Annotated in this window: 22 protein-coding genes; 7 read left to right on the top strand and 15 right to left on the bottom strand. The window is 75.0% G+C overall.

Going from position 1 to position 21,260, the window contains the following annotated elements:
- Positions 1-142 precede the first annotated feature (142 nt).
- Genes V6U89_RS23515 through V6U89_RS23505 form a run of 3 tightly spaced genes read left to right on the top strand, consistent with a single transcriptional unit; the run spans position 143 to position 3,015 of the window.
- Positions 143-433 (top strand): hypothetical protein, encoded by a 291-nt coding sequence (locus tag V6U89_RS23515; RefSeq protein ID WP_334573494.1) that lies wholly within the window; start codon positions 143-145, stop codon positions 431-433.
- A gap of 51 nt (positions 434-484) precedes the next feature.
- Positions 485-952 (top strand): hypothetical protein, encoded by a 468-nt coding sequence (locus V6U89_RS23510; RefSeq protein ID WP_334573493.1) that lies wholly within the window; start codon positions 485-487, stop codon positions 950-952.
- Positions 949-3,015 (top strand): M48 family metalloprotease, encoded by a 2,067-nt coding sequence (locus V6U89_RS23505; protein WP_334573492.1) that lies wholly within the window; start codon positions 949-951, stop codon positions 3,013-3,015. The genes V6U89_RS23510 and V6U89_RS23505 overlap by 4 nt, the downstream gene beginning before the upstream one ends.
- Here the strand turns inward: V6U89_RS23505 and V6U89_RS23500 are convergent.
- A complete protein-coding gene (locus tag V6U89_RS23500; protein WP_088962678.1) occupies positions 2,991-3,461 on the bottom strand; it encodes a cyclic nucleotide-binding domain-containing protein in 471 nt (156 codons plus the stop codon). The genes V6U89_RS23505 and V6U89_RS23500 overlap by 25 nt on opposite strands.
- Positions 3,462-3,697: 236 nt before the next feature.
- Between V6U89_RS23500 and V6U89_RS23495 the strand changes: the two genes are divergently transcribed.
- Positions 3,698-4,585, top strand: a complete 888-nt coding sequence (locus V6U89_RS23495; RefSeq protein ID WP_334573513.1) for a universal stress protein — start codon at positions 3,698-3,700, stop codon at positions 4,583-4,585.
- Between the two features lie 3 nt (positions 4,586-4,588).
- Here the strand turns inward: V6U89_RS23495 and V6U89_RS23490 are convergent, their stop codons facing one another.
- The 6 genes from V6U89_RS23490 to V6U89_RS23465 form a co-directional block, all read right to left on the bottom strand.
- A complete protein-coding gene (locus tag V6U89_RS23490) occupies positions 4,589-5,212 on the bottom strand; it encodes an FMN reductase (RefSeq protein WP_334573491.1) in 624 nt (207 codons plus the stop codon).
- The gene (locus tag V6U89_RS23485) at positions 5,209-6,315 is read right to left on the bottom strand and encodes an LLM class flavin-dependent oxidoreductase (protein WP_334573511.1); all 1,107 of its coding nucleotides are present in this window, start codon (positions 6,313-6,315) and stop codon (positions 5,209-5,211) included. Before V6U89_RS23485 ends, V6U89_RS23490 begins: the two co-directional genes overlap by 4 nt.
- 160 nt (positions 6,316-6,475) lie before the next feature.
- Positions 6,476-6,769 (bottom strand): hypothetical protein, encoded by a 294-nt coding sequence (locus V6U89_RS23480; RefSeq protein ID WP_334573490.1) that lies wholly within the window; start codon positions 6,767-6,769, stop codon positions 6,476-6,478.
- A 77-nt stretch (positions 6,770-6,846) separates the two neighbouring features.
- Positions 6,847-7,122, bottom strand: a complete 276-nt coding sequence (locus V6U89_RS23475) for a ubiquitin-like small modifier protein 1 (RefSeq protein ID WP_088962682.1) — start codon at positions 7,120-7,122, stop codon at positions 6,847-6,849.
- Positions 7,123-7,124: 2 nt separating this feature from the next.
- A complete protein-coding gene (locus V6U89_RS23470; protein WP_334573489.1) occupies positions 7,125-8,201 on the bottom strand; it encodes a WD40/YVTN/BNR-like repeat-containing protein in 1,077 nt (358 codons plus the stop codon).
- Positions 8,202-8,284: 83 nt separating this feature from the next.
- Positions 8,285-8,908 carry a DNA-3-methyladenine glycosylase gene (locus tag V6U89_RS23465; RefSeq protein ID WP_334573488.1) on the bottom strand — a complete coding sequence of 208 codons (624 nt, stop codon included), beginning with the start codon at positions 8,906-8,908 and terminating at the stop codon, positions 8,285-8,287.
- 75 nt (positions 8,909-8,983) lie between these two features.
- Between V6U89_RS23465 and V6U89_RS23460 the strand changes: the two genes are divergently transcribed.
- The 3 genes from V6U89_RS23460 (at position 8,984) to V6U89_RS23450 (ending at position 12,498) form a co-directional block, all read left to right on the top strand.
- Complete coding sequence (locus V6U89_RS23460; RefSeq protein WP_334573487.1) at positions 8,984-11,497, top strand: AMP-binding protein; 2,514 nt, start codon at positions 8,984-8,986, stop codon at positions 11,495-11,497.
- A gap of 31 nt (positions 11,498-11,528) precedes the next feature.
- A complete protein-coding gene (locus tag V6U89_RS23455) occupies positions 11,529-11,948 on the top strand; it encodes a DNA-binding protein (protein WP_334573486.1) in 420 nt (139 codons plus the stop codon).
- A gap of 196 nt (positions 11,949-12,144) precedes the next feature.
- Positions 12,145-12,498 (top strand): MmcQ/YjbR family DNA-binding protein, encoded by a 354-nt coding sequence (locus V6U89_RS23450; RefSeq protein WP_334573485.1) that lies wholly within the window; start codon positions 12,145-12,147, stop codon positions 12,496-12,498.
- A 38-nt stretch (positions 12,499-12,536) separates the two neighbouring features.
- Here the strand turns inward: V6U89_RS23450 and argH are convergent, their stop codons facing one another.
- Genes argH through argC form a run of 8 tightly spaced genes read right to left on the bottom strand, consistent with a single transcriptional unit; the run spans position 12,537 to position 21,027 of the window.
- On the bottom strand, positions 12,537-14,000 hold the full coding sequence (argH, locus tag V6U89_RS23445; protein WP_334573509.1) for an argininosuccinate lyase: 1,464 nt from the start codon (positions 13,998-14,000) through the stop codon (positions 12,537-12,539).
- A 14-nt stretch (positions 14,001-14,014) separates the two neighbouring features.
- Positions 14,015-15,220, bottom strand: a complete 1,206-nt coding sequence (locus tag V6U89_RS23440) for an argininosuccinate synthase (RefSeq protein ID WP_334573484.1) — start codon at positions 15,218-15,220, stop codon at positions 14,015-14,017.
- A complete protein-coding gene (locus tag V6U89_RS23435; protein WP_334573483.1) occupies positions 15,217-15,732 on the bottom strand; it encodes an arginine repressor in 516 nt (171 codons plus the stop codon). Before V6U89_RS23435 ends, V6U89_RS23440 begins: the two co-directional genes overlap by 4 nt.
- The gene (gene argF, locus V6U89_RS23430) at positions 15,729-16,655 is read right to left on the bottom strand and encodes an ornithine carbamoyltransferase (protein ID WP_334573482.1); all 927 of its coding nucleotides are present in this window, start codon (positions 16,653-16,655) and stop codon (positions 15,729-15,731) included. Before argF ends, V6U89_RS23435 begins: the two co-directional genes overlap by 4 nt.
- The gene (locus V6U89_RS23425; protein WP_334573481.1) at positions 16,652-17,917 is read right to left on the bottom strand and encodes an acetylornithine transaminase; all 1,266 of its coding nucleotides are present in this window, start codon (positions 17,915-17,917) and stop codon (positions 16,652-16,654) included. Before V6U89_RS23425 ends, argF begins: the two co-directional genes overlap by 4 nt.
- Positions 17,914-18,801, bottom strand: coding sequence for an acetylglutamate kinase (argB, locus tag V6U89_RS23420; protein WP_334573480.1), 888 nt, complete (start codon positions 18,799-18,801; stop codon positions 17,914-17,916). The genes V6U89_RS23425 and argB overlap by 4 nt, the downstream gene beginning before the upstream one ends.
- Complete coding sequence (argJ, locus tag V6U89_RS23415) at positions 18,798-19,970, bottom strand: bifunctional glutamate N-acetyltransferase/amino-acid acetyltransferase ArgJ (RefSeq protein WP_334573479.1); 1,173 nt, start codon at positions 19,968-19,970, stop codon at positions 18,798-18,800. The genes argB and argJ overlap by 4 nt, the downstream gene beginning before the upstream one ends.
- 55 nt (positions 19,971-20,025) lie before the next feature.
- Positions 20,026-21,027, bottom strand: coding sequence for an N-acetyl-gamma-glutamyl-phosphate reductase (argC, locus tag V6U89_RS23410; RefSeq protein WP_334573478.1), 1,002 nt, complete (start codon positions 21,025-21,027; stop codon positions 20,026-20,028).
- Positions 21,028-21,260 lie beyond the last annotated feature (233 nt).

The raw sequence follows: 21,260 nt of genomic DNA, 5'->3' as shown, positions 1-21,260 counted from the left end.
CGGGGTCGGATAGCCACGCTTTCCGGGAAAGTGCGCCCGGATCGGGCTGGCCCGGTCGGGGGGCGGGCCGGGGGTTCACCCGGCCGGTGGAGCTGGGGGTGGCCGCGGGGTGGCGCGGGGTGTGGGCGCGCAGGATCGGCAGATGCGGGGGTTGTGGGAGCGGCGGGGGCGGCGGGGGGTCGCCGGTCCGCGTGTGGTCGGCACGGGGGCGACCGGCGCGCTGGCGGTGGGCGCCCGGGCGATCGGCGCCGCCGCGACCGGTTCGCTGGCGGTGTCCGCGCTCGCCGGCGGGGCCACCGCGCTGGGCGTGCTGGCGATCAGCCGGCTGGCGGTGCGTCGAGCCGTGATCCGGGAGCTGCGCATCGGCCGGCTGGAGGTGGACGAGTTGATCGTGCACCGGCGCGCCGAGCAGACGGGCGACGGCGACGGATAACGGACAGTGCCTGCCGTAGCACGGGTGGTCATCACCCGCTACCAATGAGGCATGTCACCCAGACCCGCCGACGTCGACCGGACCGCCGCGCTCGCCCGTACCGTGGTCGCCCGCCTCGCTCCCGAGGAGCTGCCCGCCTTCGAGGTGCTGGCCGCGCCGTACCTGACCGGGGTGGACACCTCCACCGACGGCGGCCGGCTGGAGTTCGGGGTGCTCGACGCGGTCGCCACCGTGACGCCGGTGGTGACGCTGGTCTGCGCCACCGTCACCGGGGCGCTGCTGCGCGGCGCGGAGGGCGAGCTGGAACAGCTCGGCGGCCGGGCCACCCGCGGCCTGTTCGGCGCGCTGCGCCGGCGACCAGCGCCGCCGCCGGCCGAGTTGAGCAGGGAGCAGCTGGCCCGGGTACGGGCCGTGGCGTCCGCCCGGGCCACCGCGCTGGGCGCCGAACCGGCCCTCGCCGCGGCCGTCGCCGACGCCGTGGTCGCGGCCCTGGTGCTCGACCCGGAGCCCGACCGGTGAGCGCCCCTACCCCGGTCTGGCGCGGACGGCCGGACGAGACCGGTTTCCTGCTGCTCCCGCTCGCCGCGCTGGTGTTCAGCTCGGCGGTGCTGCTCGCCGTCGTCTTCGGGCTGACCGTGCTCGCCCGGCCCGGCTGCGGCCTCGGCGACGTGCTCGATCACCCGTGCAGCGAAATGTTCGTGCGGATGTCGAACTTCTTCAACCTGATGGCGGTGCCCGGCGTGGTGCTGTTCGCCTGGCAGACCCGGCGGCAGCGAAGCCACACCCGGCCGCTGGAACCGGGCATGTTCCGCGCCGCCGAGGAGGTGATTGCCGAGGTGCTCGCCTCGGTCGCCCTGCACCGGCCGACCCCGGTGCTGCTCGGCACCCGGCTGGGACGGCGGGCGTTCACCGGCGGCACCGGCGACAAGCCGTACGTGGCGCTCGGGCCGGAGCTGCTCGCCACGGCGGGGAAGGGCCCGGAGGGCCGGGCGGTCTTCGAGGCGGTGCTCCGGCACGAGCTGGCGCACGTGCAGAACCACGATCTGCTGCGGCTGCGCTTCGCCACCGTGCTGCGGATCAGCACCCGGGCCACCGCGCTGGGCACCGGGCTGCTGCTGCTCGCCCAGCTGGTCTGGCCGCCGGAGCCGCCCACGGCGGGCGAGACGCTCGGGGTGCTGGTGCGGGCCACCGTGCTGGCCGTCCTCGCCGAGCTGACCACCCGCGCGTTCCTGCGGCTGCGGGAGCACCAGGCGGACGTCCGCGCCGCCGGCGGCGATCCGGACGGCATTCGGGTCGCCCTGCACCAGGGGCCCGAGGCGCCCCGGGGGCTGCCGAGCCGGCTGTGGGAGCGGCTGTGGGACCGGCACCCGAGCGTGGCGACCCGCCTCGCCGCGCTGGCCGACCCGACCGCCGCGCTGACCTTCCCGCTCGGGCAGCTCTTCGCCGGCGGCGTGTTCACCGCGGTCGCGCTGACCAACGCGCAGCTCCTCGTCGAGCTGATGGTCGCCGACGAGGTGCTGGCCGTGCCGGCCGGCGAGGAGGTGCTCTGGGGTGGGCTCGCCGTGCTGGCGCTCGCCGCGATCCAGCCGGCGATCTTCCTGGCCGACGGCGTCTGGCGCGACGTACGGGGACGGCAGCTCGCCGGGCGTCCGGAGCGGCCCGCCTCGCTCGGGGCGGTGTTCGGGGTGGGACTGCTCACCGGGACGTACCTCGCCCCCTACGCCGGACTGGTCCACCAGCCACGGCCGGACGGCCGGCCGCTGCTGCCGAGCCTGGTCGTGCTCGCCGCGGCGGCGGTGCTGCTCTGCCGGTGGCTGACCGGGCTGGTGCGCCGGGCCGCCCCGACCACCTCCGTGGGTCGCCGGGTCCTGCTGCTGCCGGCGCTGCCGGTCGGGGTCGGCGTGCTGCTGCTGGCCTGGGAGACGCTGCTGTGGGTGGGCGGCTGGGCGTACGAGTGCGACCACTACGCGGTGGAGTGCGGACCGCTGGACACCGGGCGGCTGGCGCTGCGGGTGGCCGGCACGCCGTGGGCGGTCGGGGTGCTCTCGCTGGCCACCCTCGCGCTGCTGGTGGTGACGCTGCGCCGGAGCACCCGGAGTGCCCTGGTCACGGCGGCCGGGGCGGCCCTGTCGGGCGCGCTGCTCGTGCTGGCGCTGCCCCGGCTGGGGGTCGCGGACGCGATGGCGCTCGACGTCTGGACGTCACTGGACCCCCGGCTCGGCACCCCGGTCGCCGCGCTCGCCCTTCAGGTGACGCTGTTGGTGACCGTGCCGCTGGCGGTCCTGCTGCCCCGGGCCTCGGCCGGTCCGCTCGCCGCCGGGGCGGGATGGCTGGTGCTGGCGGCGGGGCTGGACGCACAACTGGCCGAGTGGGCCGACGGTCCCGTGGCGGCCCGGCCCGAGGACCTGACGTACGCGGTGGGGACCTTCCTCGGCCAGGCGCTCGCGGTCGTCCTGCTGGCCGTCGCGGTGGCGCTCACCGCGCGTACCCTGATCGGCCGGCGGCGCGGGCGGCGGCCGGCCGGCACGTCACGCCCCCGGCAGCGGAAGCGGACCTATCAGCTCGCCGACGACGTCGGGTAGCCGTACAGGTCCAGCAGCCGGCCGCGGGACGCCTGGAGCCGGTCCACCACCACGCTCATGAACCGGGTGGTGAGCTGCCGGCCGAGCACGTCGTCGGAGTCCATCAACCGGCGCACCCCCGCGGCGGTGAACTCCACCGTCGTGGTGCGCCGCACGGCCACCGCGCCGAACTGCCAGCGGTACGGCGGGAAGAGCCAGGACCAGCCCAGCACCCCGCCCGGACCGATCATCTCGATGCCGACGTCGCCCCGCCCGGGCACCGGGAAGTCCAGCGCCACCTCGCCGCCCCGGACCAGCCAGAACCGCTCCGCCGGCTGGCCGGCGCGGAACAGCCGGTGGCCGGGATGCCAGGCCACCGGCCGGGCGTACCCGGTCAGCCGGGGCAGCCACTCCGGCGGCAGGCCGGCCAGGAACGGGTGCTCACGCAGCATGTCCAGTGGGGTCATGGGCTGGTCCTCCTCACCTCGGCGGGGCCGGGGGACCTCGGTGTCCTGACTCCATTGCACACCGTGCCGGACGACGACGTCAGGGCCGATGGTCCCGGCCCTGGCGACCGAAAGGCCGCGACCGGCGGCCGGGCGCCGACGCGCGGGCACCGACGGGCGGTGGCGGCGCGCGGGTCGGCGCCGAATGCCCGAGCCGTGCGCCGGGTACGTCGACAATGAGGTGACGAGTCGTGGGGGTGCTGATGAACCGACCGGTCGTGGCGGGCGTCGACGGATCGCCGTCCAGCCTGGTCGCCGCCGAGCACGCGGCCCGGGCCGCCGCGCTGCGCCGCCGGCCGCTGCACCTGGTGCACGGCTACCTGCACCCCCTCGGCTACGGGGTGCCGCTCAACCCGTACGACCTGGTGTTGCCCGCGCCGACCGAGGAGTCGGGAAAGATGCTGGAGCGCACCGCGGCGGACCTGACCGACCGGTGGCCCGGACTCACCGTCGAGGTACGCCAGGTGGCCGGCGGCCCGGGCGCCACCCTCATCGAGGAATCCCGCCGCGCCGAGCTGGTGGTGGTGGGCAGCCGGGGCCTGGGCGGCTTCGCCGGTCTGCTGCTCGGCTCGGTCGGCGCCCAGGTCGCCGCGCACGCGCACTGCCCGGTGCTGGTGGTCCGCCCCGAGGAGCAGCCGATCCCGGTGGACGGGCCGGTGGTGGTCGGGGTGGACGGCTCGGAGCCCGCAGGGCTGGCCGCCGGGTACGCCGCCGACGAGGCGGCCCGCCGCGACGTGCCGCTGGTGCTGGTGCACGTCGGCCCGCCGGACGGGGACCGCCCGGTGCCGGAGGAGGTCGAGGAGTCGCAGGCCGCGTACCAGGCGGAGGCGGTGCGGCTGCTCGCCGGGGCGTCCGCCGCCGTCCGGGCCGACCACCCGGACCTGGTGGTGCGCGAGCACCCGGTCCGGGCGGCTGGCGCGGCGCAGGGGCTCGTCGAGGCGAGCGGTGCGGCCTCGATGCTGGCGATCGGCACCCGGGGCCGGGGCGGCTTCACCGGGCTGCTGCTCGGCTCCGTCAGTCAGACGGTCGTGCAGCACGCGCACTGCCCGGTGCTGGTCGCCCACCCGTACGACCCGGCGGACTGACCCTCAGCCGTCCCGGCCGCCGAGCAGCCGCGCGAAGTCGGTGGTGAGGGCGAACGGGTCGACCGGGCCGGTCGACGGCGGTCGCCGCTCGACCTGGTCGGCCAGCTCCGCGCCCGCGCGCAGGATCCGGCCGCGCAGGGCGCCGTCCGCCGCGCTGCCCGACCAGTCCTCCGGGGCGGCGAAGACCGCCGTCGGGACGACCACCGCCCGCAGGTAGCTGAACATCGGGCGGACGGCGTGCTCCAGAGCGAGCGAGTGCCGCGCGGTGCCGCCGGTGGCGGCGATCAGCACCGGCCGGTCGACCAGCGAGCCGGTCTCCACCACGTCGAAGAAGGACTTGAACAGCCCGTTGTACGACGCGTTGAAGATCGGCGTGACCGCCACGATGCCGTCCGCGCCGGCCACCGTGTCCAGGGCTTCGCGCAGCGCCGCCGACGGGAACCCGGTGAGCATGTTGTTCACCACGTCGTGCGCGTGGTCGCGCAGCTCGACGGTGCGCAGCTCGACCTCGTGGCCGCGCCGGACCAGCTCGTCGCGGGCGGCCGCGGCGAGCTGGTCGGCGAGCAGCCGGGTCGAGGAGGGCTGGCCGAGGCCGGCCGAGACCACGGCCAGGGTGCGCCGGGTCATCGGGCCGTCTCCGCGCCGGTCGGGCCGGCGGCGTCCCGGGCGGCCAGCAGCGAGGCGTGCGTGGGCGCGTCGGGCACACCGGCCGGGCGCAGCGCCTCGAACTCCTTGCGCAGCACCGGGACCACCTCCTCGCCGAGGATGTCGAGCTGCTCCAGGACGGTCTTCAGCGGCAGGCCCGCGTGGTCGAGAAGGAACAGCTGCCGCTGGTAGTCGCCGACGTACTCGCGGAAGCCCAGCGTGCGGTCGATGACCTGCTGCGGGCTGCCCACGGTCAGCGGGGTCTCCCGGCTGAACTCCTCCAGCGACGGGCCGTGCCCGTAGACCGGGGCGTTGTCGAAGTACGGCCGGAACTCCCGGACCGCGTCCTGCGAGTTCTTCCGGACGAACACCTGCCCGCCGAGGCCGACGATGGCCTGCTCCGGGCTGCCGTGCCCGTAGTGGGCGAAGCGCTGCCGGTAGAGCCCGACCATCCGCTGGGTGTGCTCCTTCGGCCAGAAGATGTGGTTGGCGAAGAAGCCGTCGCCGTAGTAGGCGGCCTGCTCGGCGATCTCCGGGCTGCGGATCGAGCCGTGCCAGACGAACGGCGGCACGCCGTCGAGCGGGCGCGGCGTCGAGGTGAACGACTGCAGCGGCGTACGGAAGCGGCCCTGCCAGTCGACCACGTCCTCGCGCCAGAGCCGGCGCAGCAGGTCGTAGTTCTCGATGGCCAGCGGGATCCCGTTGCGGATGTCCTGGCCGAACCACGGGTAGACCGGGCCGGTGTTGCCGCGACCCATCATCAGGTCCACCCGGCCGTCGGCCAGGTGCTGGAGCATCGCGTAGTCCTCGGCGATCTTCACCGGGTCGTTGGTGGTGATCAGCGTGGTCGAGGTGGAGAGCAGCAGCCGCTCGGTGCGGGCCGCGATGTAGCCCAGCATGGTGGTGGGCGACGATGGCACGAACGGGGGGTTGTGGTGCTCGCCGGTGGCGAAGACGTCGAGGCCGACCTCCTCGGCCTTCAGCGCGATGGCCACCATCGCCTTGATCCGCTCATGCTCGGTCGGTTCCCGACCGTTGGTCGGGTCGACCGTGACGTCACCGACGGTGAAGACTCCGAACTGCATGACCAGCTCCTCGCGTGGGAAGACCGGGGCCGCGGTGGCCATCCGGACGCTGCCCACAACATATTTGACGAATCAACTATTCCGCCGCCGAAGGGTCGTGGGATGGCCCGGGTCACCCGCGCGGCGGCGCTTTCCGAGATCCCTACCCTCCCGACGGCGATCACCCGTGCGGCGGGTACCCCTCACCATGCGGCTTCGGCCCGGGATGAGCGGGGCGCGGTGGTGGTGCCGGCACGGGGTAGGCCTGGCCGGGCGGCGGCGGGGTCGGATACGGCGGAGTGGGATACGCCCCGGGCGCGGGGTGGAACCCGCCGGGGTGGTGCGGCGGCGGGGCCGGGCGGCCCTTGCGGACGGCCAGGACCACGCCGAGCACGACCAACCCGACGATCAGCAGCAGCGGGACGACGAGACAGGCCAGCCGACCCACGAGGTAACCCGCCTGGTGCGCGTCCATGCCGCCGCTCCCCCGTCCGTCGTGGCTGAGCGCCGAATGCTAGCGGATCATGGGCGCGGGGGCTGCCCCGTCGGGCGTCAGCCGCCGGCCACCGAGGGCAGCACCTGCACCTCGGCCCCGTCGGCGACCGGCGCGGCCACTCCCCCGGCGTGCCGGCAGTCCTCCCCGTCGACGTAGACGTTGACGTACCGGCGCAGTTCGCCCCGCTCGTCGCGGATCCGGCGGGCCAGTCGGGGCCAGGAGTCGGCGAGCGCGTCGAGGACCGCCCCCACCGACCCGGCGGCCTCCACGGTGAGCCGGCTCGCGCCGCCGGCCTCGCCGCGCAGCGGACCCGGCACCAGCACGGTGACCATCGTCAGACCTCCGCCGCCCGGACGCAGAGCACGTCCGGCAGGTGGGCGGCGACCAACGACCAGGAGTCGCCGTCGTCGCGGCTGGCGTAGACCTCGCCGGAGCGGGTGCCGAAGTAGACGTCGCCCGCCCCGCCGGCGCACATCGCGTCGCGCAGCACCGAGGGGTGGAACGGCTCCTCCGGCAGCCCCACCGACAGCGGCTCCCACTTGTCGCCGGCGTCGGTCGAGCGGAACACCCGGCACCGGTGGTCGACCGGGTACCGCTGGGAGTCGGCGACCAGCGGGAACGTGAAGACCGTGCCGGGGCGCGACGGGTGGGCCACGATCGGGAAGCCGAAGTCGCTGGGCAGGCCGGCGGCGATCGACGTCCAGGTGCGGCCGTCGTCGTCGGAACGGTAGACGCCGTGGTGGTTCTGCGCGTAGAGCCGCTCCGGGTTGCCCGCGTCCCGGGCCACCTTGTGCACGCACTGGCCGAACTCGGGCCACTCGTCGGGCAGGAAGTACGCCCGGATGCCGGTGTTGCCCGGCGACCAGCTCCGGCCGGCGTCCTCGGAGCGGTAGACCCCGCCGGTGGACATGGCGACCAGGATCCGGTCGGGGTCGCGCGGGTGCGGCAGCACGGTGTGCACCGCCTGGCCGCCGAAGCCGGCACCCCACTGCTCCCGGTGCGGGTGCTCCCAGAGCGAGCGGACCAGCGTGAAGCTGCGCCCGCCGTCGGTGGAGCGGAACAGCGCCGAGGGCTCGGTGCCCGCCCAGACCACCTCCGGCGCGTCCGCGCCGCCGGGAACGATCTGCCAGACCCGGCCGAGGCTGGCGCCGGTGTCGGCCGGGAACGCGACCGGCGCCTGCTCCGGCTCGGCCCAGGAGGCACCGAGATCGTCGCTGGTGGCGACGCTCGGCCCGAAGTGCGAGCTGGTCATCCCGACGAGCAGCCGGGGCGTGCCGGTGCGGGGGTCGACGGCGACGGCGTAGACCCCGGTCATCGGGAAGTGCGGGCCGGTCACCTCCCAGCCGCGCCCGCCCGGGCTGGTGGCGAGGAAGAGCCCCTTGGCGGTGCCGATCGCGAGCAGCGTGGGCATGACCGTCCTCCGATCCGTCGGTGAGCGCGTGGCGTGATTATGGCCACACCCCCCGACAGAATCGCCCGGCCACGCCGGGAAGCTCAACCCCGCGCGCGGGGGACGTGCCGCCGGTAGCTGCTCACCGTCGGATCGCCGGTGATCCAGAACCGCCAGGGCACGTCGTGCGCCCCGGTCACCCCGACCCGGGGGCCGGCGGAGATCGCCGCCTCCGGCACCGGCGCCACCGCCGGCCGCAGCCGGACCGGGCCGTCGCCGAGCAGGTCCAGGCCGTACGCCGAGCGGTCGATGCCGAGGGTCGCGCAGAGCCGTGCCGGGCCGCGCGCCAGATCGACGTCCCGGCGTACGGCCGGGCGGCGGGCACGGGCCACCTCGACGCCGTCGACCACCTCGGCGGCGCGCAGCAGCACCGCGGCGGCCTCGCCGTCGGGGCCGGTGACCACGTTCATGCACCAGTGCATGCCGTAGGTGAAGTAGACGTAGGCGTGGCCGGCCGGGCCGAACATGACCGCGTTGCGCGGGGTGCGCCCGCGGTGCGCGTGCGAGGCGGGGTCGCCGGCCGTCCCCGCGTACGCCTCGACCTCGGTGATCCGGACAGTGACGCCACCGGCGGAGAGCCGGCAGCCGAGCAGCCCGCGCGCGGCGGGCACCAGCGGCCCGGCCAGCAGGTCGGCCAGCGGCGCGAGGTCGGTGCGGGAGGAGGTCACGCGACCACGGTACCCAGCCGTGTGTCTCGCCACCCGTTCTTCTGATTAGGGTTGCCTCACCTTAGAGTGGCCCCCGTGACCCACCCGCCTGACCTGCTGCCGGCCGTGCGCGGGGTGCCCTTCGCCCGCGACCTGGCCGACCACGGTGACCGCCCCGCCGTGGTCACCGCCGACGGCGTGCTGTCGTACGCCGAGCTCGCCGGCCGGGTCGCCGAGACCGCGCGCCGGCTGGGTCCGCGGCGGCGACTGGTCCTCGTCACCGGCGCCAACACGGTCGACGCCCTGGTGGGCTACCTGGCCGGCCTGCACGGCGGGCACCCGGTCCTGCTGGTGCCCGGCGACGGCCCGGCGACGCGGGCGCTGACCGAGGCGTACGACCCGGACGTGGTGATCGGGCCGGTCGACGGGGCGTGGACGCTGCACGAGCGGCGGGCCGGGTCGGCGCACGAGCTGCACCCGGACCTGGCGCTGCTGCTGAGCACGTCGGGGTCGACCGGCTCGCCGAAGCTGGTCCGGCTGTCGCACACCAACCTGCAGGCCAACGCCGAGTCGATCGCCGCGTACCTGGGGGTGCGGGAGACCGACCGGGCGGCGACCAGCCTGCCGCTGCACTACTGCTACGGCCTGTCGGTGGTGAACAGCCACCTCGCCCGGGGCGCCGCGCTGGTGCTGACCGACCGCTCGGTCGCCGACGACTGCTTCTGGGAGCTGTTCCGCCAGGCCCGGGCGACCAGTTTCGCCGGGGTGCCGTACACCTTCGACCTGCTGGACCGGGTCGGCTTCGCCGCGATGAACCTGCCGCACCTGCGCTACGTGACCGCCGCCGGCGGCCGGCTGGCGCCGGAGAAGGTGGTGCGCTTCGCCGAGCTGGGCCGGCGCAGCGGCTGGGATCTGTTCGTCATGTACGGGCAGACCGAGGCGACGGCCCGGATGGCGTACCTGCCGCCGGACCTGGCGACCAGCCGACCGGAGGCGATCGGCGTGCCGGTGCCGGGCGGCGAGTTCCGGCTGGCTGCGCTGCCGGAGCAGCCGGACGGGGTCGGCGAGCTGGTGTACGCCGGCCCGAACGTGATGCTCGGCTACGCCGAGCGCCCGGCCGACCTGGCGTCGGGGCGTACCGTGACCGAGCTGCACACCGGCGACCTGGCCCGCCGCGGCCCGGACGGCCTGTACGAGCTGGTCGGCCGGCGCAGCCGGTTCGCCAAGATCCTCGGCCTGCGGGTGGACCCGCAGCGGGTGGAGGCGTTGCTGGCGGCGCACGACGTGGACGCGGCCTGCCTGGGCGCGGACGACGAACTGCTGGTGGCGGTGGCCGGCGAGGTGGACCCGGCACGGGTCCGCCGGCTGGTCGCCGGCGAGCTGGCCCTGCCGCCGCGGGCGGTGCGGGTGCTGGCGCTGCCGCGGCTGCCCCGGCTGGCCACCGGCAAGGTGGATTACCCGGCGCTGCGCGACCTGGCGGCCGGGCCGGCCGCCCCGCCCGCGCCGTCGGCCCCCGACGACGACCTGTGCCGGCTCTTCGCCGAGGTGCTGGACCGCACCGACGTGACCCCGGAACACAGCTTCGTCGACCTGGGCGGCGACTCGCTGTCGTACGTCGAGATGTCGGTCCGCCTGGAGCGGGTGCTCGGGCAGCTGCCGCCGAACTGGCACACCCTGCCGATCGGGGCGCTGCCCGCGCCGCACGGCGGGCGGCCGCGCCGCCGGCGGACGCTGGAGACCAGCGTGGCGCTGCGGGCCGTGGCGATCGTGCTGGTCGTCGGCTCGCACATCCCGATGTTCACCCTCACCGGCGGCGCGCACCTCCTGCTCGGGGTGGCCGGCTTCAACTTCGCCCGGTTCCTGCTCACCGGCGCCGGGCGCACCGACCGGCTGCGACAGGTCCGCTCCGCCCTGGCCCGGGTCGTGCTGCCCACCACCGCCTGGATCGCGGCGATGCTGGTGCTCACCGACCAGTACCGGTGGAGCAACCTGCTGCTGCTCAACAGCCTCGTCGGCCCGGACGACGGGCGCACCGAGTGGCACTTCTGGTTCGTCGAGGCGCTGGTCTACATCCTGGTCGCGGTGGCCGTCCTGCTGGCGGTGCCGGCGATGGACCGGCTGGAACGCCGCCACGCGTTCGGCCTGCCGCTGACCCTCGCCGGGCTCGGGCTGCTCAGCCGCTACGACGTGTTCGGCCTGGACGCCCGGTACGACCTGCCGACGGCGATCGTGGCGTTCTGGCTCTTCGCACTCGGGTGGGCGGCGGCCCGCGCCGACGGGGTACGGCAGCGGCTGCTGGTCACCGCCGCCGCGGCGGCCACCGTGCCGGGCTTCTTCGGGCAGCCGCAGCGGGAGGCGTTGATCGTGGCCGGGTTCGCGCTGCTGGTCTGGCTGCCGACCGTGCCGAGCCTGGGTCCGCTGAACCGGGTCGCCGGCGTGCTGGCGGGCAGCTCCCTGTACATCTACCTGACCCACTGGCAGGTGTACCCGCACCTGCGCGACCAGCCGCTGCTGGCCCTGGTGGCGTCGCTGGCGCTGGGCGTCGGGTACGCGGCCCTGGTGCAGCGGGCCGGACCGGCCATCAACAGATTGTTGAAAAGATTCCGTTGACACGGCTGGTGCGGTGAGGTCTGCTGGAGGCGTGACCGACGACGCCTTCACCGCACCCGACGCGGCGCGCGCCCGCGCCCACCGCACCTACGCCGCGCTGGAACGGATCACCGCCCGGCACGCCGGCACCGAGGCGCGCCGCAGGCGCCACACCAATCCGTACCTGGCCGATCCGTACGAGGCGGTCGCGCTGGTGACCGCCCTCGCCGCCGGCGGGGCGGAGCGGGAGGCCGGCGAGGAGCCGGTCGACGAGGCCGACCTGACGGCGGCGTTGACCCTCCTGCCCCACCTGCGCGCCGAACTCGACACCCTGGAGGCCGGGCTGCTCACCCTCGCCCGGGGCCGCGGCATGACCTGGCAGGCGATCGCGTTCGGGCTGGGGCTGGGCAGCGCGCAGGCCGCCAAGCAGCGCTTCGAGCGGGTGTCCGCCCGCACCGCCGGCACCGACTGAGCGGCGGCGGACGAGCCCGCTCCTGCCGGCCATCCACCCGCCTTCCCGGCCGCCAGGCCGGCGCCGAGGGGGCTTCCGGGCCGTCCGGTCGGCGCCGAGGAGGCGGCTTCGGGACCGCCCGGTCGGCGCGGAGGGGTCCCAGGGCTGGACGGGTCGGAGAGACTGTGCCGGTGACCGCTGCCACCGGGAGGACGCGATGACGCGCGAGGAGATGCTGGCGTACTGCCTCGGGAAGCCGGGCGCCCGGCTGGACCAGCCCTGGGAGGGCGACGAGGTGGTGAAGGTGGGGAGCCGGATCTTCGCCTTCCTCGGCTCGCCGGACGGGGAGGCGCGGGTCGGCGTGAAGTGCGGCCCGAACCGGGAGGTCGCCGACGAGTGGGTCCACCGGTTCCCGGACGACGCGAAGGCGTCGGCGTACATCGGGCGGTCGGGGTGGAACTCGCTGCGCCTCGACGGCGCGATCCCGGACGACGAGCTGATCGAGGCCGTCGACGGCTCGTACGAGGCGGTGGTGGCGAAGCTGCCGAAGCGGGAGCGGCCGACGGTGTGAGGGTCGGCGCGGCGTCGCGCCGCGCCGACCCGTCGACCTCAGCGGGGTACGACCCGCTCGCTGGCCCACTCCCGCCAGCCGGCCAGCTTGTCCGCGGCGGCGGCGAGCTGGTCGGCCACCGGGCCGGGGCCGGTCGAGCCGGGCGTGGTCCGGGCGGCCAGCGCGGAGCGGACCGAGAGCACGTCGCGCACGCTCGGGTCCAGGTGCTCGCTGACCGTGGCGAGGTCGTCGTCGGAGACCTCGTCCAGGGCGCAGTCCCGGGCCACGCAGAGCGCGACGAGCTTGCCGGTGATCTCGTGCGCGTCGCGGAACGGCACGCCCTTGCGGACCAGCCAGTCGGCCACCTCGGTGGCCAGCGAGAAGCCGACCGGCGCGGCGGCGACGAGCCGGTCGACGCGAACCGTCATGGTGGAGATCATCCCGGCGAGCGCCGGCAGCAGCAGTTCCAGGGTGTCGACCGCGTCGAAGGCCGGCTCCTTGTCCTCCTGCATGTCCCGGTCGTACGTCATCGGCAGGCCCTTGAGCATGGTGAGCACGCTCATCAGCCCGCCGACGAGGCGGCCGGACTTGCCCCGGGCCAGCTCGGCGATGTCCGCGTTCTTCTTCTGCGGCATGATCGACGAGCCGGTGGCGAAGGCGTCGTCGATCTCCACCCAGCCGAACTCGTGCGAGGTCCAGAGCACCACCTCCTCGCCGAGGCGGGACAGGTGCACCCCGACCAGCGCGGTGACGAAGAGGAACTCGGCGACGAAGTCCCGGTCGGCGACGGCGTCCATCGAGTTGGCGAAGGACGTGCGGAAGCCCAACTCCTTGGCGACGGCCACCGGGTCCAGCGGCAGGCCGGAGCCGGCCAGCGCGCCCGCCCCGAGCGGGCTGATCGCGGCCCGGTGGTCCCAGTCACGCAGCCGCTCCAGGTCGCGCAGCAGCGGCTGCACGTGGGCGAGCAGCCAGTGCCCGAAGGTGACCGGCTGGGCGTGCTGGAGGTGGGTCATCCCGGGCGCGGCGGTGTCCACATGCCGCTCGGCCTGCTCGACCAGCGCCTCGGCCAGCTCGACCAGCCGGCCGGCCACGCCCCGGGCGTGGTCGCGCAGGTAGAGCCGCAGGTCGGTGGCGACCTGGTCGTTGCGGGACCGCCCGGCGCGCAGCTTGCCGCCGAGGCTGCCGAGCCGCTCCAGCAGGCCGCGCTCGAGTGCGGTGTGCACGTCCTCGTCGTCGATGGTCGGGCGGAACTGCCCGGAGGCGCAGGCCGCTTCCAGGTCGTCCAGCGCGGCCAGGATGCGGCCCAGCTCCTCCGGGTCGAGCAGGCCCGCGCCGGCCAGCACCCGGGCGTGCGCCCGGGAGCCGGCGATGTCGTACGGGGCGAGGCGCCAGTCGAACTGGACACTCACCGACAGCCGCGCGAGGGCTTCGGCGGGGCCGCCGGCGAACCGGCCACCCCACAGGCTCGTCCGGTTGGTGGCGGCGCTGTTCTCGGTCAGGCTCTTGTCGTCCACCCCGCCCATTGTGGTTCCCACGATCAGGAGCCACCCAGCCGGGCGTCGCGTGCGGCGGCCATCTTGCTCGGCAGGCCCCACAGCTGCACGAAACCCTTGGCCAGGGACTGATCGAAGGTGTCGCCGGTGTCGTAGGTGGCCATGCCGAAGTCGTAGAGGCTGGCCTCGGAGCGCCGGCCGGTGACGGTGGCCCGGCCGCCGTGCAGGGTGAGCCGCACCTCGCCGGAGACGTGCCGCTGGGCGTCGTCGATGAAGGCGTCCAGGCTGTCCTTCAGCGGCGAGAACCAGAGGCCGTCGTAAACCAGCTCGCCCCAGCGCTGGTCGACGCCGCGCTTGAACCGGGCCAGGTCGCGCTCGACGGTGACCGCCTCCAGCTCCTGATGGGCGGCGATCAGCGCGATCGCGCCGGGGGCCTCGTACACCTCGCGGCTCTTGATGCCGACGAGGCGGTCCTCGACCATGTCGAGCCGGCCGACGCCCTGGGCGCCGGCGCGCCGGTTCAGCTCCAGGATCGCCTGGTACGGGGTGACGGTCTCGCCGTCGATGGCGACCGGGTTGCCGGCGTCGAAGGTGATCACGACCTCGTCGGCGTCGCGCGGCTCGGCCGGGTCGGCCGTGTAGGAGTACAGGTCCTCGATGGGACCGTTCCAGATGTCCTCCAGGAAGCCGGTCTCCACCGCGCGACCCCACAGGTTCTGGTCGATGGAGTACGGCGACTTGGCCGACACGTCGATCGGCAGGCCCTTCTCCTCGGCGAAGGCGATGGCCTTGTCCCGGGTCCAGGCGAAGTCCCGGGCCGGGGCGATGATCTTCAGGTCGGGGGCGAGGGCACCCAGCCCGACCTCGAAGCGGACCTGGTCGTTGCCCTTGCCGGTGCAGCCGTGCGAGACGATCGTGCCGCCGTGCTTGCGGGCCGCGGCCACCAGGTGCTTGACGATCAGCGGCCGGGACAGCGCGGAGACCAGCGGGTAGCGGTCCATGTAGAGGGCGTTGGCGCGCATCGCCGGCAGGCAGTAGTCGGCGGCGAACTCGTCGCGCGCGTCGACCACCTCGGACTCCACGGCGCCGCAGTCCAGCGCGCGCTGCCGGATGGCGTCGAGGTCCTCGCCGCCCTGTCCGACGTCGACGGCCACCGCGACGATCTCCGCGCCGGTCTGCTCGGCGAGGTACGGAATGGCCACGGAGGTGTCGAGACCTCCGGAGTAGGCAAGGACGACCCGCTCGGTCATGGTGTGGTGCTCCCTTCAACATGTTCTTCCCGGCGGGCCCACCCGGCGAGCTTGTCGCCGAGCGCGGCCCCGCCGACGGCCTCGCGGGCCACGACGAGGATGGTGTCGTCGCCGGCGATGGTGCCGACGATCTCGGGCAGGCCCGCTCGGTCCAACGCGCTGGCCAGGTAGTGGGCTGCGCCCGGTGGGGTGCGCAGTACGGCGATGTTGCCGCTGGAGTCGACCCCGTTGAGCAGCTCGCGCAGCAGCCGGACCAGCCGGGCCGGGGCGGCCTCGGCGTCGCGCAGCGGCCAGTGGCCGTCCTCGGGGATCACGTACACGGGCCGCCCGTCGCCGCCGCGCGCGGTGACCGCACCCAGCTCCTTGAGGTCGCGGGAGAGGGTGGCCTGGGTGACCTGGATGCCATCGCCGGCGAGCAGGTCGGCCAGTTCGGTCTGCGACCGGACGGCCTTGTCGCGGATCAGCTCGACGATGCGGCCGTGCCGGGCGGCGCGGGTCAGCGGGGCGGTCATGTGGATGCCTCCAGGAGATACGTCAGCAGCGCCTTCTGGGCGTGCAGGCGATTCTCCGCCTGGTCGAAGACCGCGCTGCGCGGCCCGTCCAGCACCTCGTCGGTGATCTCCTCGCCCCGGTGCGCGGGCAGGCAGTGCAGCACGATCACGTCCGCCGCGGCGTGGGCCAGCAGCGCGTCGTTGACCTGGTACGGCAGGAACGGGGTGATCCGGTCCAGCCCGTCGTCCTCCTGGCCCATCGAGGTCCAGGTGTCGGTGGCGACCACGTCGGCCCCGCGGACCGCCTCGACCGGGTCGACCAGCGCCCGGACCGATCCGCCGGCGCCGAGGGCGATCTTCTCGGCGCGGGCCACCACGTCGGGGTCGGGCTGGAAGCCGGCCGGGCCGGCGACCCGCACGTGCATCCCGGCGGTTGCCCCGGCGAGCAGGTAGGAGTGCGACAGGTTGTTGGCGGCGTCTCCGACGTACGCCAGGGTCCGGCCCCGGGTGCCCCCGCAGTGCTCGCGGACCGTGAGCAGGTCGGCCAGCAGTTGGCAGGGGTGGTAGCCGTCGGTGAGGGCGTTGATCACCGGCACGGTGGCGTGCGAGGCGACCTCGGCGATCCGGTCGTCGCCGTGGGTGCGCAGCACGATCGCGGCGACGTAGCGGGAGAGCACCCGCCCGGCGTCGGCGAGGGTCTCGCCCCGCCCGAAGTGGGTGACCTGGGTGTCCACGACCAGGGGGTGACCGCCCAGCTCGGCGATGCCGGCGTCGAAGGAGATCCGGGTGCGCAGGCTCTGCTTGTCGAAGAGCACCGCCACCGACCGTGGCCCGGCCAGCGGCGTGTACGCGAACCGGTCGGCCTTCATCCGGGCGGCCAGGTCGAGCACGGTGGACTGCTCGGCCGGGGCCAGGTCGTCGTCGCGCAGGAAGTGCCGGATCATGCGGTGACCTCCGTGGCGCTGGTCGTGGTCGGGGCGCCGGCGGCCGGCGCGAGGTCGGCGGGCGCCGCCGTGGCGGCCGGCACCGCCGTGTCGGCGGGCGCCGCCGTGTCGAGGGCGGCGGGGAGGGCGGCCAGGAACGCGTCCACCTGGTCGGCGGTGAGGATCAGCGGCGGGGCGAGCCGGACCACGTCCGGCTGCACCGGGTTGACCAGGAAGCCCGCCTCGCGCAGGGCGGCGGTGACCGGGCCGGAGGCCGGGGCGGTGAGCACGATCCCGAGCAGCAGGCCGGCGCCCCGGACCTCGGCGACCAGCGGGTGGCCGAGCGCCTCGACGCCCCGGCGCAGCCGTTCGCCGGTCCGCTTGACGTGGTCGAGCAGCCCCTCGCTGGCGATGGTGGCGACCACCGCCAGGGCGGCCGCGCAGCTGACCGGGTTGCCGCCGAAGGTGGTGCCGTGCGAGCCGGGGGCGAGCAGCTCCCCGGCTCGGCCGAAGGCGAGGCAGGCCCCGATGGGCAGCCCGCCCCCGAGCCCCTTGGCCAGGGTCACCACGTCCGGCTCGATCCCGTCGGCCTGGTGGGCGAACCAGTGCCCGGTGCGGCCGATCCCGGTCTGCACCTCGTCCAGGACCAGCAGGGCGCCGTGCCGGGCGGTGATCCGCCGCGCGTCGGCCAGGTAGCCGGCGGGCGGCACGACGACGCCGTTCTCACCCTGGATCGGCTCCAGGATCACCATGGCGGTCGCGTCGCTGACGGCCGCGTCGAGGGCGGCGCTGTCGCCGTACTCCACATGGGTGACCTCGCCGGGCAGCGGGCGGAACGGGTCGGCCTTGGCGGGCTGCCCGGTGAGCGCGAGGGCCCCCATGGTCCGGCCGTGGAAGCCGCCCCGGGCCGCCACCACGTGGCGCCGGCCGGTGAGCCGGGAGAGCTTGAACGCCGCCTCGTTGGCCTCCGCGCCGGAGTTGGCGAAGAACACCCGGCCGGGCCGGCCGGCGAGGGCCAGCAGCAGCTCCGCCAGGGCCACCGGGGGCTCGGCGACGAACAGGTTGGAGACGTGGCCCAGGGTGGCGACCTGCCGGGAGACGGCGGCCACCACGGCCGGGTGGGCGTGGCCGAGGGCGTTGACCGCGATGCCGCCGAGCAGGTCGACGTACTCCCGGCCGGCCTCGTCGACCACGACGGCGCCGGAGCCGGAGACGAGCGCCAGCGGCGGCGTGCCGTAGTTGTCCATCAGGGCCTGGCCCCAGCGTTCGACCAGCGTGCTCATGCGGGAACCACCATCGTGCCGAATCCTTCCGAGGTGAAGACCTCCAGCAGCGTGGAGTGGGCGACCCGGCCGTCGACGACGTGCGCGGCGGGTACGCCCCCGCGCACCGCCCGCAGGCAGGCCTCCATCTTCGGGACCATCCCCGACTCCAGGGACGGCAGCAGCTTCGCCAGCTCGTCGTCGGTGATCTCGCTGACCAGGCTGGTGGTGTCCGGCCAGTCGGCGTACAGGCCGGCCACGTCGGTGAGCACGACCAGCTTGCGGGCGTCGAGGGCGACGGCGAGCGCGGCGGCGGCGGTGTCGGCGTTGAGGTTGTGCAGCACCCCGTCGGCGTCCGGCGCGACGGTCGAGATGACCGGGATCCGGCCGGCCGCGATCAGGTCGGTCACCGCCGAGACGTCGACCGACTCCACGTCGCCGACCTGCCCGACGTCCACCGGCTGCCCGTCGACGTACGCGGGCCGGCGGACGGCGGTGAACAACCCGGCGTCCTCGCCGGAGAGGCCGACGGCGAACGGGCCGTACGCGTTGATCAGCCCGACCAGTTCCCGGCCGACCTGCCCGACCAGCACCATCCGGACGACGTCCATCGCCTCGGGGGTGGTGACCCGCAGGCCGCCCCGGAACTCGCTGGCGATGCCGAGCCGCCCGAGCATGGCGGAGATCTGCGGGCCGCCGCCGTGCACGACGACCGGCTTGAGGCCGGCGTAGCGGAGGAAGACCATGTCGGCGGCGAAGGCGCGCTGGAGCGCCGGGTCGACCATGGCGTTGCCGCCGTACTTGACCACGACGCATGCGCCGGAGAAGCGGGCCAGCCAGGGCAGGGCCTCGATCAGCGTCTCGGCCTTGACCTGGGCCCGGGTGAGGTCGGCGGTGAGGCTCATGAGGAGTACGCCGAGTTCTCGTGCACGTACGCGTGCGACAGGTCGTTGGTCCAGATCGTCGCGGCCGAGGAGCCGGCGTGCAGGTCGATCCGGATGGTGACGTCCCGGCCGGACAGGTCGACCTTGGCGCGGTCCTCGGCGGCGGCGCCGGAGCGGCACACCCAGACGCCGTTGACCGCGACGTCGACGCCGTCCGGCTCGAACGCGGCGGCGGTGGTGCCCACGGCGGCGAGGATCCGCCCCCAGTTCGGGTCGTTGCCGAACAGCGCGGTCTTCACCAGGTTGTTCCGGGCCACCGACCGGCCCACCTCGACCGCGTCGGCCTCGCTCGCGGCGCCGACCACCTCGATCGCGATCTGCTTGGTCGCGCCCTCGGCGTCGGCGATGAGCTGCTGGGCCAGGTCATGGCAGGCGGCGATGACCGCGGCGGTCAGCTCCGCGGCGGTGGGCTCGACGCCGGACGCACCGCTGGACAGCAGCAGCACCGTGTCGTTGGTCGACATGCAGCCGTCGGAGTCGATCCGGTCGAAGGTGACCGAGGTGGCGGCCCGCAGCGCGGCGTCGAGCGCCTCCGGCCCGGCGACCGCGTCGGTGGTGAGCACGCAGAGCATGGTGGCCATGGCCGGGGCGAGCATGCCGGCGCCCTTCGCCATGCCGCCGACGGTCCAGCCACTGCCCCGGGCGACCGTGGTCTTGGGGCGGGTGTCGGTGGTCATGATCGCCTCGGCGGCCGCCGTGCCGCCGTCGCGGCCGAGCCCCCGGATGGCGCTGCGCACGCCGGGCAGCAGCTTCTGCATCGGCAGCCGCTCGCCGATCAGGCCGGTGGAGCAGACCGCGACCTCGCCGGCACCGAGCATCAGCCGGGGGCTGACCGAGGTCAGCGCGGCGGCGGTGTGCTCGGCGGTGGCGTGGGTGTCCTGGAAGCCGGCCGGGCCGGTGCAGGCGTTGGCGCCGCCGGAGTTGAGCACCACGGCGCGGACCACGCCGCCCCGGACGACCTGCTGGGTCCAGAGCACCGGTGCCGCCTTGACCCGGTTGGCGGTGAAGACGCCGGCGATCCCGGCGTCGGGACCGTCGTTGACGACGAGGGCGAGGTCGGCGGCGCCGCTGGTCTTGAGCCCGGCGGCGATCCCCGCCGCCCGAAATCCCCGGGGGGTGGTGACGGTCACGGTGCGACCCTTTCGTTCGCGACTGCGGGGCTCCGCTTCGCTGCACTCCTCGCGCTCACGGTGCCACCCCGAAGGTCGTCAGGCCGGTGGTCTCGGGCAGGCCGAGCATGAGGTTGGCGCACTGCACGGCCTGGCCGGCGGCGCCCTTGCCGAGGTTGTCGATCGCGCTGACCACGATGACCCGGCCGGAGTCGACGTCGACGCCCGCCTGGAGGTGGCAGGAGTTCGCGCCGGCCGTGGCAGCGGTGTGCGGCCAGGCGCCCTCGGGCAGGACGTGCACGAACGGCGCGTCCGCGTACGCCCGGAGCAGCACGTCGCGCGGATCGGCGTCGCCGGTCGGCACCGCGGTGACGGTGGCGAGGATGCCGCGTGGCATGGGCGCGAGCACCGGGGTGAAGGAGAGGCTGGTCGCGCCGGTGGCCTGCTTGATCTCCGGCACGTGCTGGTGCGCGCCGACCTTGTAGGGCGACAGGTCGCCCATCACCTCGCTGCCGAGCAGGTGGGCCTTGGCGGTCCGGCCGGCGCCGGAGGTGCCGGAGGCGGCGACCACCACCACGTCGGCGGGGAAGACCGCGCCGGCGGCGATCAGCGGGGCCAGGGCGAGGGTGGTGGCCACGGCGTAGCAGCCGGTGCTGGCCACCCGGGTCGCCGCGGCGATCGCCGCCCGCTGGCCGGGCAGCTCGGGCAGGCCGTAGGTCCACGCGCCGGCGTGCGGGCCGCCGTAGTAGCGGGCCCAGGCGTCGGGGTCGTGCAGCCGGTGGTCGGCGCCGAGGTCGACCACCTTGACCGTCGCCGGCAGGGCGGCGGCGAGGGCGGCCGACTCGCCGTGCGGCAGGGCCAGGAAGACCAGGTCCGCGTCGGCCAGGGCCGCCGGGTCGGTCGCCGTGAGCGTCAGATCGAGGCCGGCGAGCTGCGGGTGTACGGCGCTGACGGGCTGGCCCGCCTGGGAATGAGCGGTGGCGGCGACGAGGTCGAACTCGGGGTGCCCGGCGACCAGGCGCAGCAGCTCACCCCCGGCGTATCCGCTCGCCCCGGCGACCGCGACTCGAATGCCCATACTCACCTCCGCATGACTATGCAGAGGAGGCTAACAGTCCGAACCCCTCACTGCAAGTTCATACGCCCCATTGCATGGGCATGTGATCGTGACTCCGGTCACCGGACAGCAAAACGCCCGGCCCGGGTCGCGGGACGCGAACCGGGCCGGGCGGGACGACAACGGGCAGGGGCTACAGGCGGCCCTCCTCGACCAGCCTGGGCTCGTCACCGGGCGGGCGCCACCACAGTCCG

The organism is Micromonospora sp. CPCC 206171 (assembly GCF_036906755.1).
Taxonomy (GTDB): domain Bacteria; phylum Actinomycetota; class Actinomycetes; order Mycobacteriales; family Micromonosporaceae; genus Micromonospora; species Micromonospora purpureochromogenes.
Note: the sequence above shows the minus strand (reverse complement) of the source record. Positions and strands in the feature narration are given on the sequence as shown.

Bases quoted from the DNA above. Each gene is read 5' to 3' on its own strand.
- V6U89_RS23515 (WP_334573494.1), top strand. From the start codon at position 143: ATGCGGGGGTTGTGGGAGCGGCGGGGGCGGCGGGGGGTCGCCGGTCCG.
- V6U89_RS23510 (WP_334573493.1), top strand. From the start codon at position 485: ATGTCACCCAGACCCGCCGACGTCGACCGGACCGCCGCGCTCGCCCGT.
- V6U89_RS23500 (WP_088962678.1), bottom strand. From the start codon at position 3,461: ATGACCCCACTGGACATGCTGCGTGAGCACCCGTTCCTGGCCGGCCTG.
- V6U89_RS23490 (WP_334573491.1), bottom strand. From the start codon at position 5,212: ATGACCCGGCGCACCCTGGCCGTGGTCTCGGCCGGCCTCGGCCAGCCC.
- V6U89_RS23485 (WP_334573511.1), bottom strand. From the start codon at position 6,315: ATGCAGTTCGGAGTCTTCACCGTCGGTGACGTCACGGTCGACCCGACC.
- V6U89_RS23480 (WP_334573490.1), bottom strand. From the start codon at position 6,769: ATGGACGCGCACCAGGCGGGTTACCTCGTGGGTCGGCTGGCCTGTCTC.
- V6U89_RS23475 (WP_088962682.1), bottom strand. From the start codon at position 7,122: ATGGTCACCGTGCTGGTGCCGGGTCCGCTGCGCGGCGAGGCCGGCGGC.
- V6U89_RS23470 (WP_334573489.1), bottom strand. From the start codon at position 8,201: ATGCCCACGCTGCTCGCGATCGGCACCGCCAAGGGGCTCTTCCTCGCC.
- V6U89_RS23450 (WP_334573485.1), top strand. From the start codon at position 12,145: ATGACGCGCGAGGAGATGCTGGCGTACTGCCTCGGGAAGCCGGGCGCC.
- argH (WP_334573509.1), bottom strand. From the start codon at position 14,000: ATGGGCGGGGTGGACGACAAGAGCCTGACCGAGAACAGCGCCGCCACC.
- V6U89_RS23440 (WP_334573484.1), bottom strand. From the start codon at position 15,220: ATGACCGAGCGGGTCGTCCTTGCCTACTCCGGAGGTCTCGACACCTCC.
- V6U89_RS23435 (WP_334573483.1), bottom strand. From the start codon at position 15,732: ATGACCGCCCCGCTGACCCGCGCCGCCCGGCACGGCCGCATCGTCGAG.
- argF (WP_334573482.1), bottom strand. From the start codon at position 16,655: ATGATCCGGCACTTCCTGCGCGACGACGACCTGGCCCCGGCCGAGCAG.
- V6U89_RS23425 (WP_334573481.1), bottom strand. From the start codon at position 17,917: ATGAGCACGCTGGTCGAACGCTGGGGCCAGGCCCTGATGGACAACTAC.
- argB (WP_334573480.1), bottom strand. From the start codon at position 18,801: ATGAGCCTCACCGCCGACCTCACCCGGGCCCAGGTCAAGGCCGAGACG.
- argC (WP_334573478.1), bottom strand. From the start codon at position 21,027: ATGGGCATTCGAGTCGCGGTCGCCGGGGCGAGCGGATACGCCGGGGGT.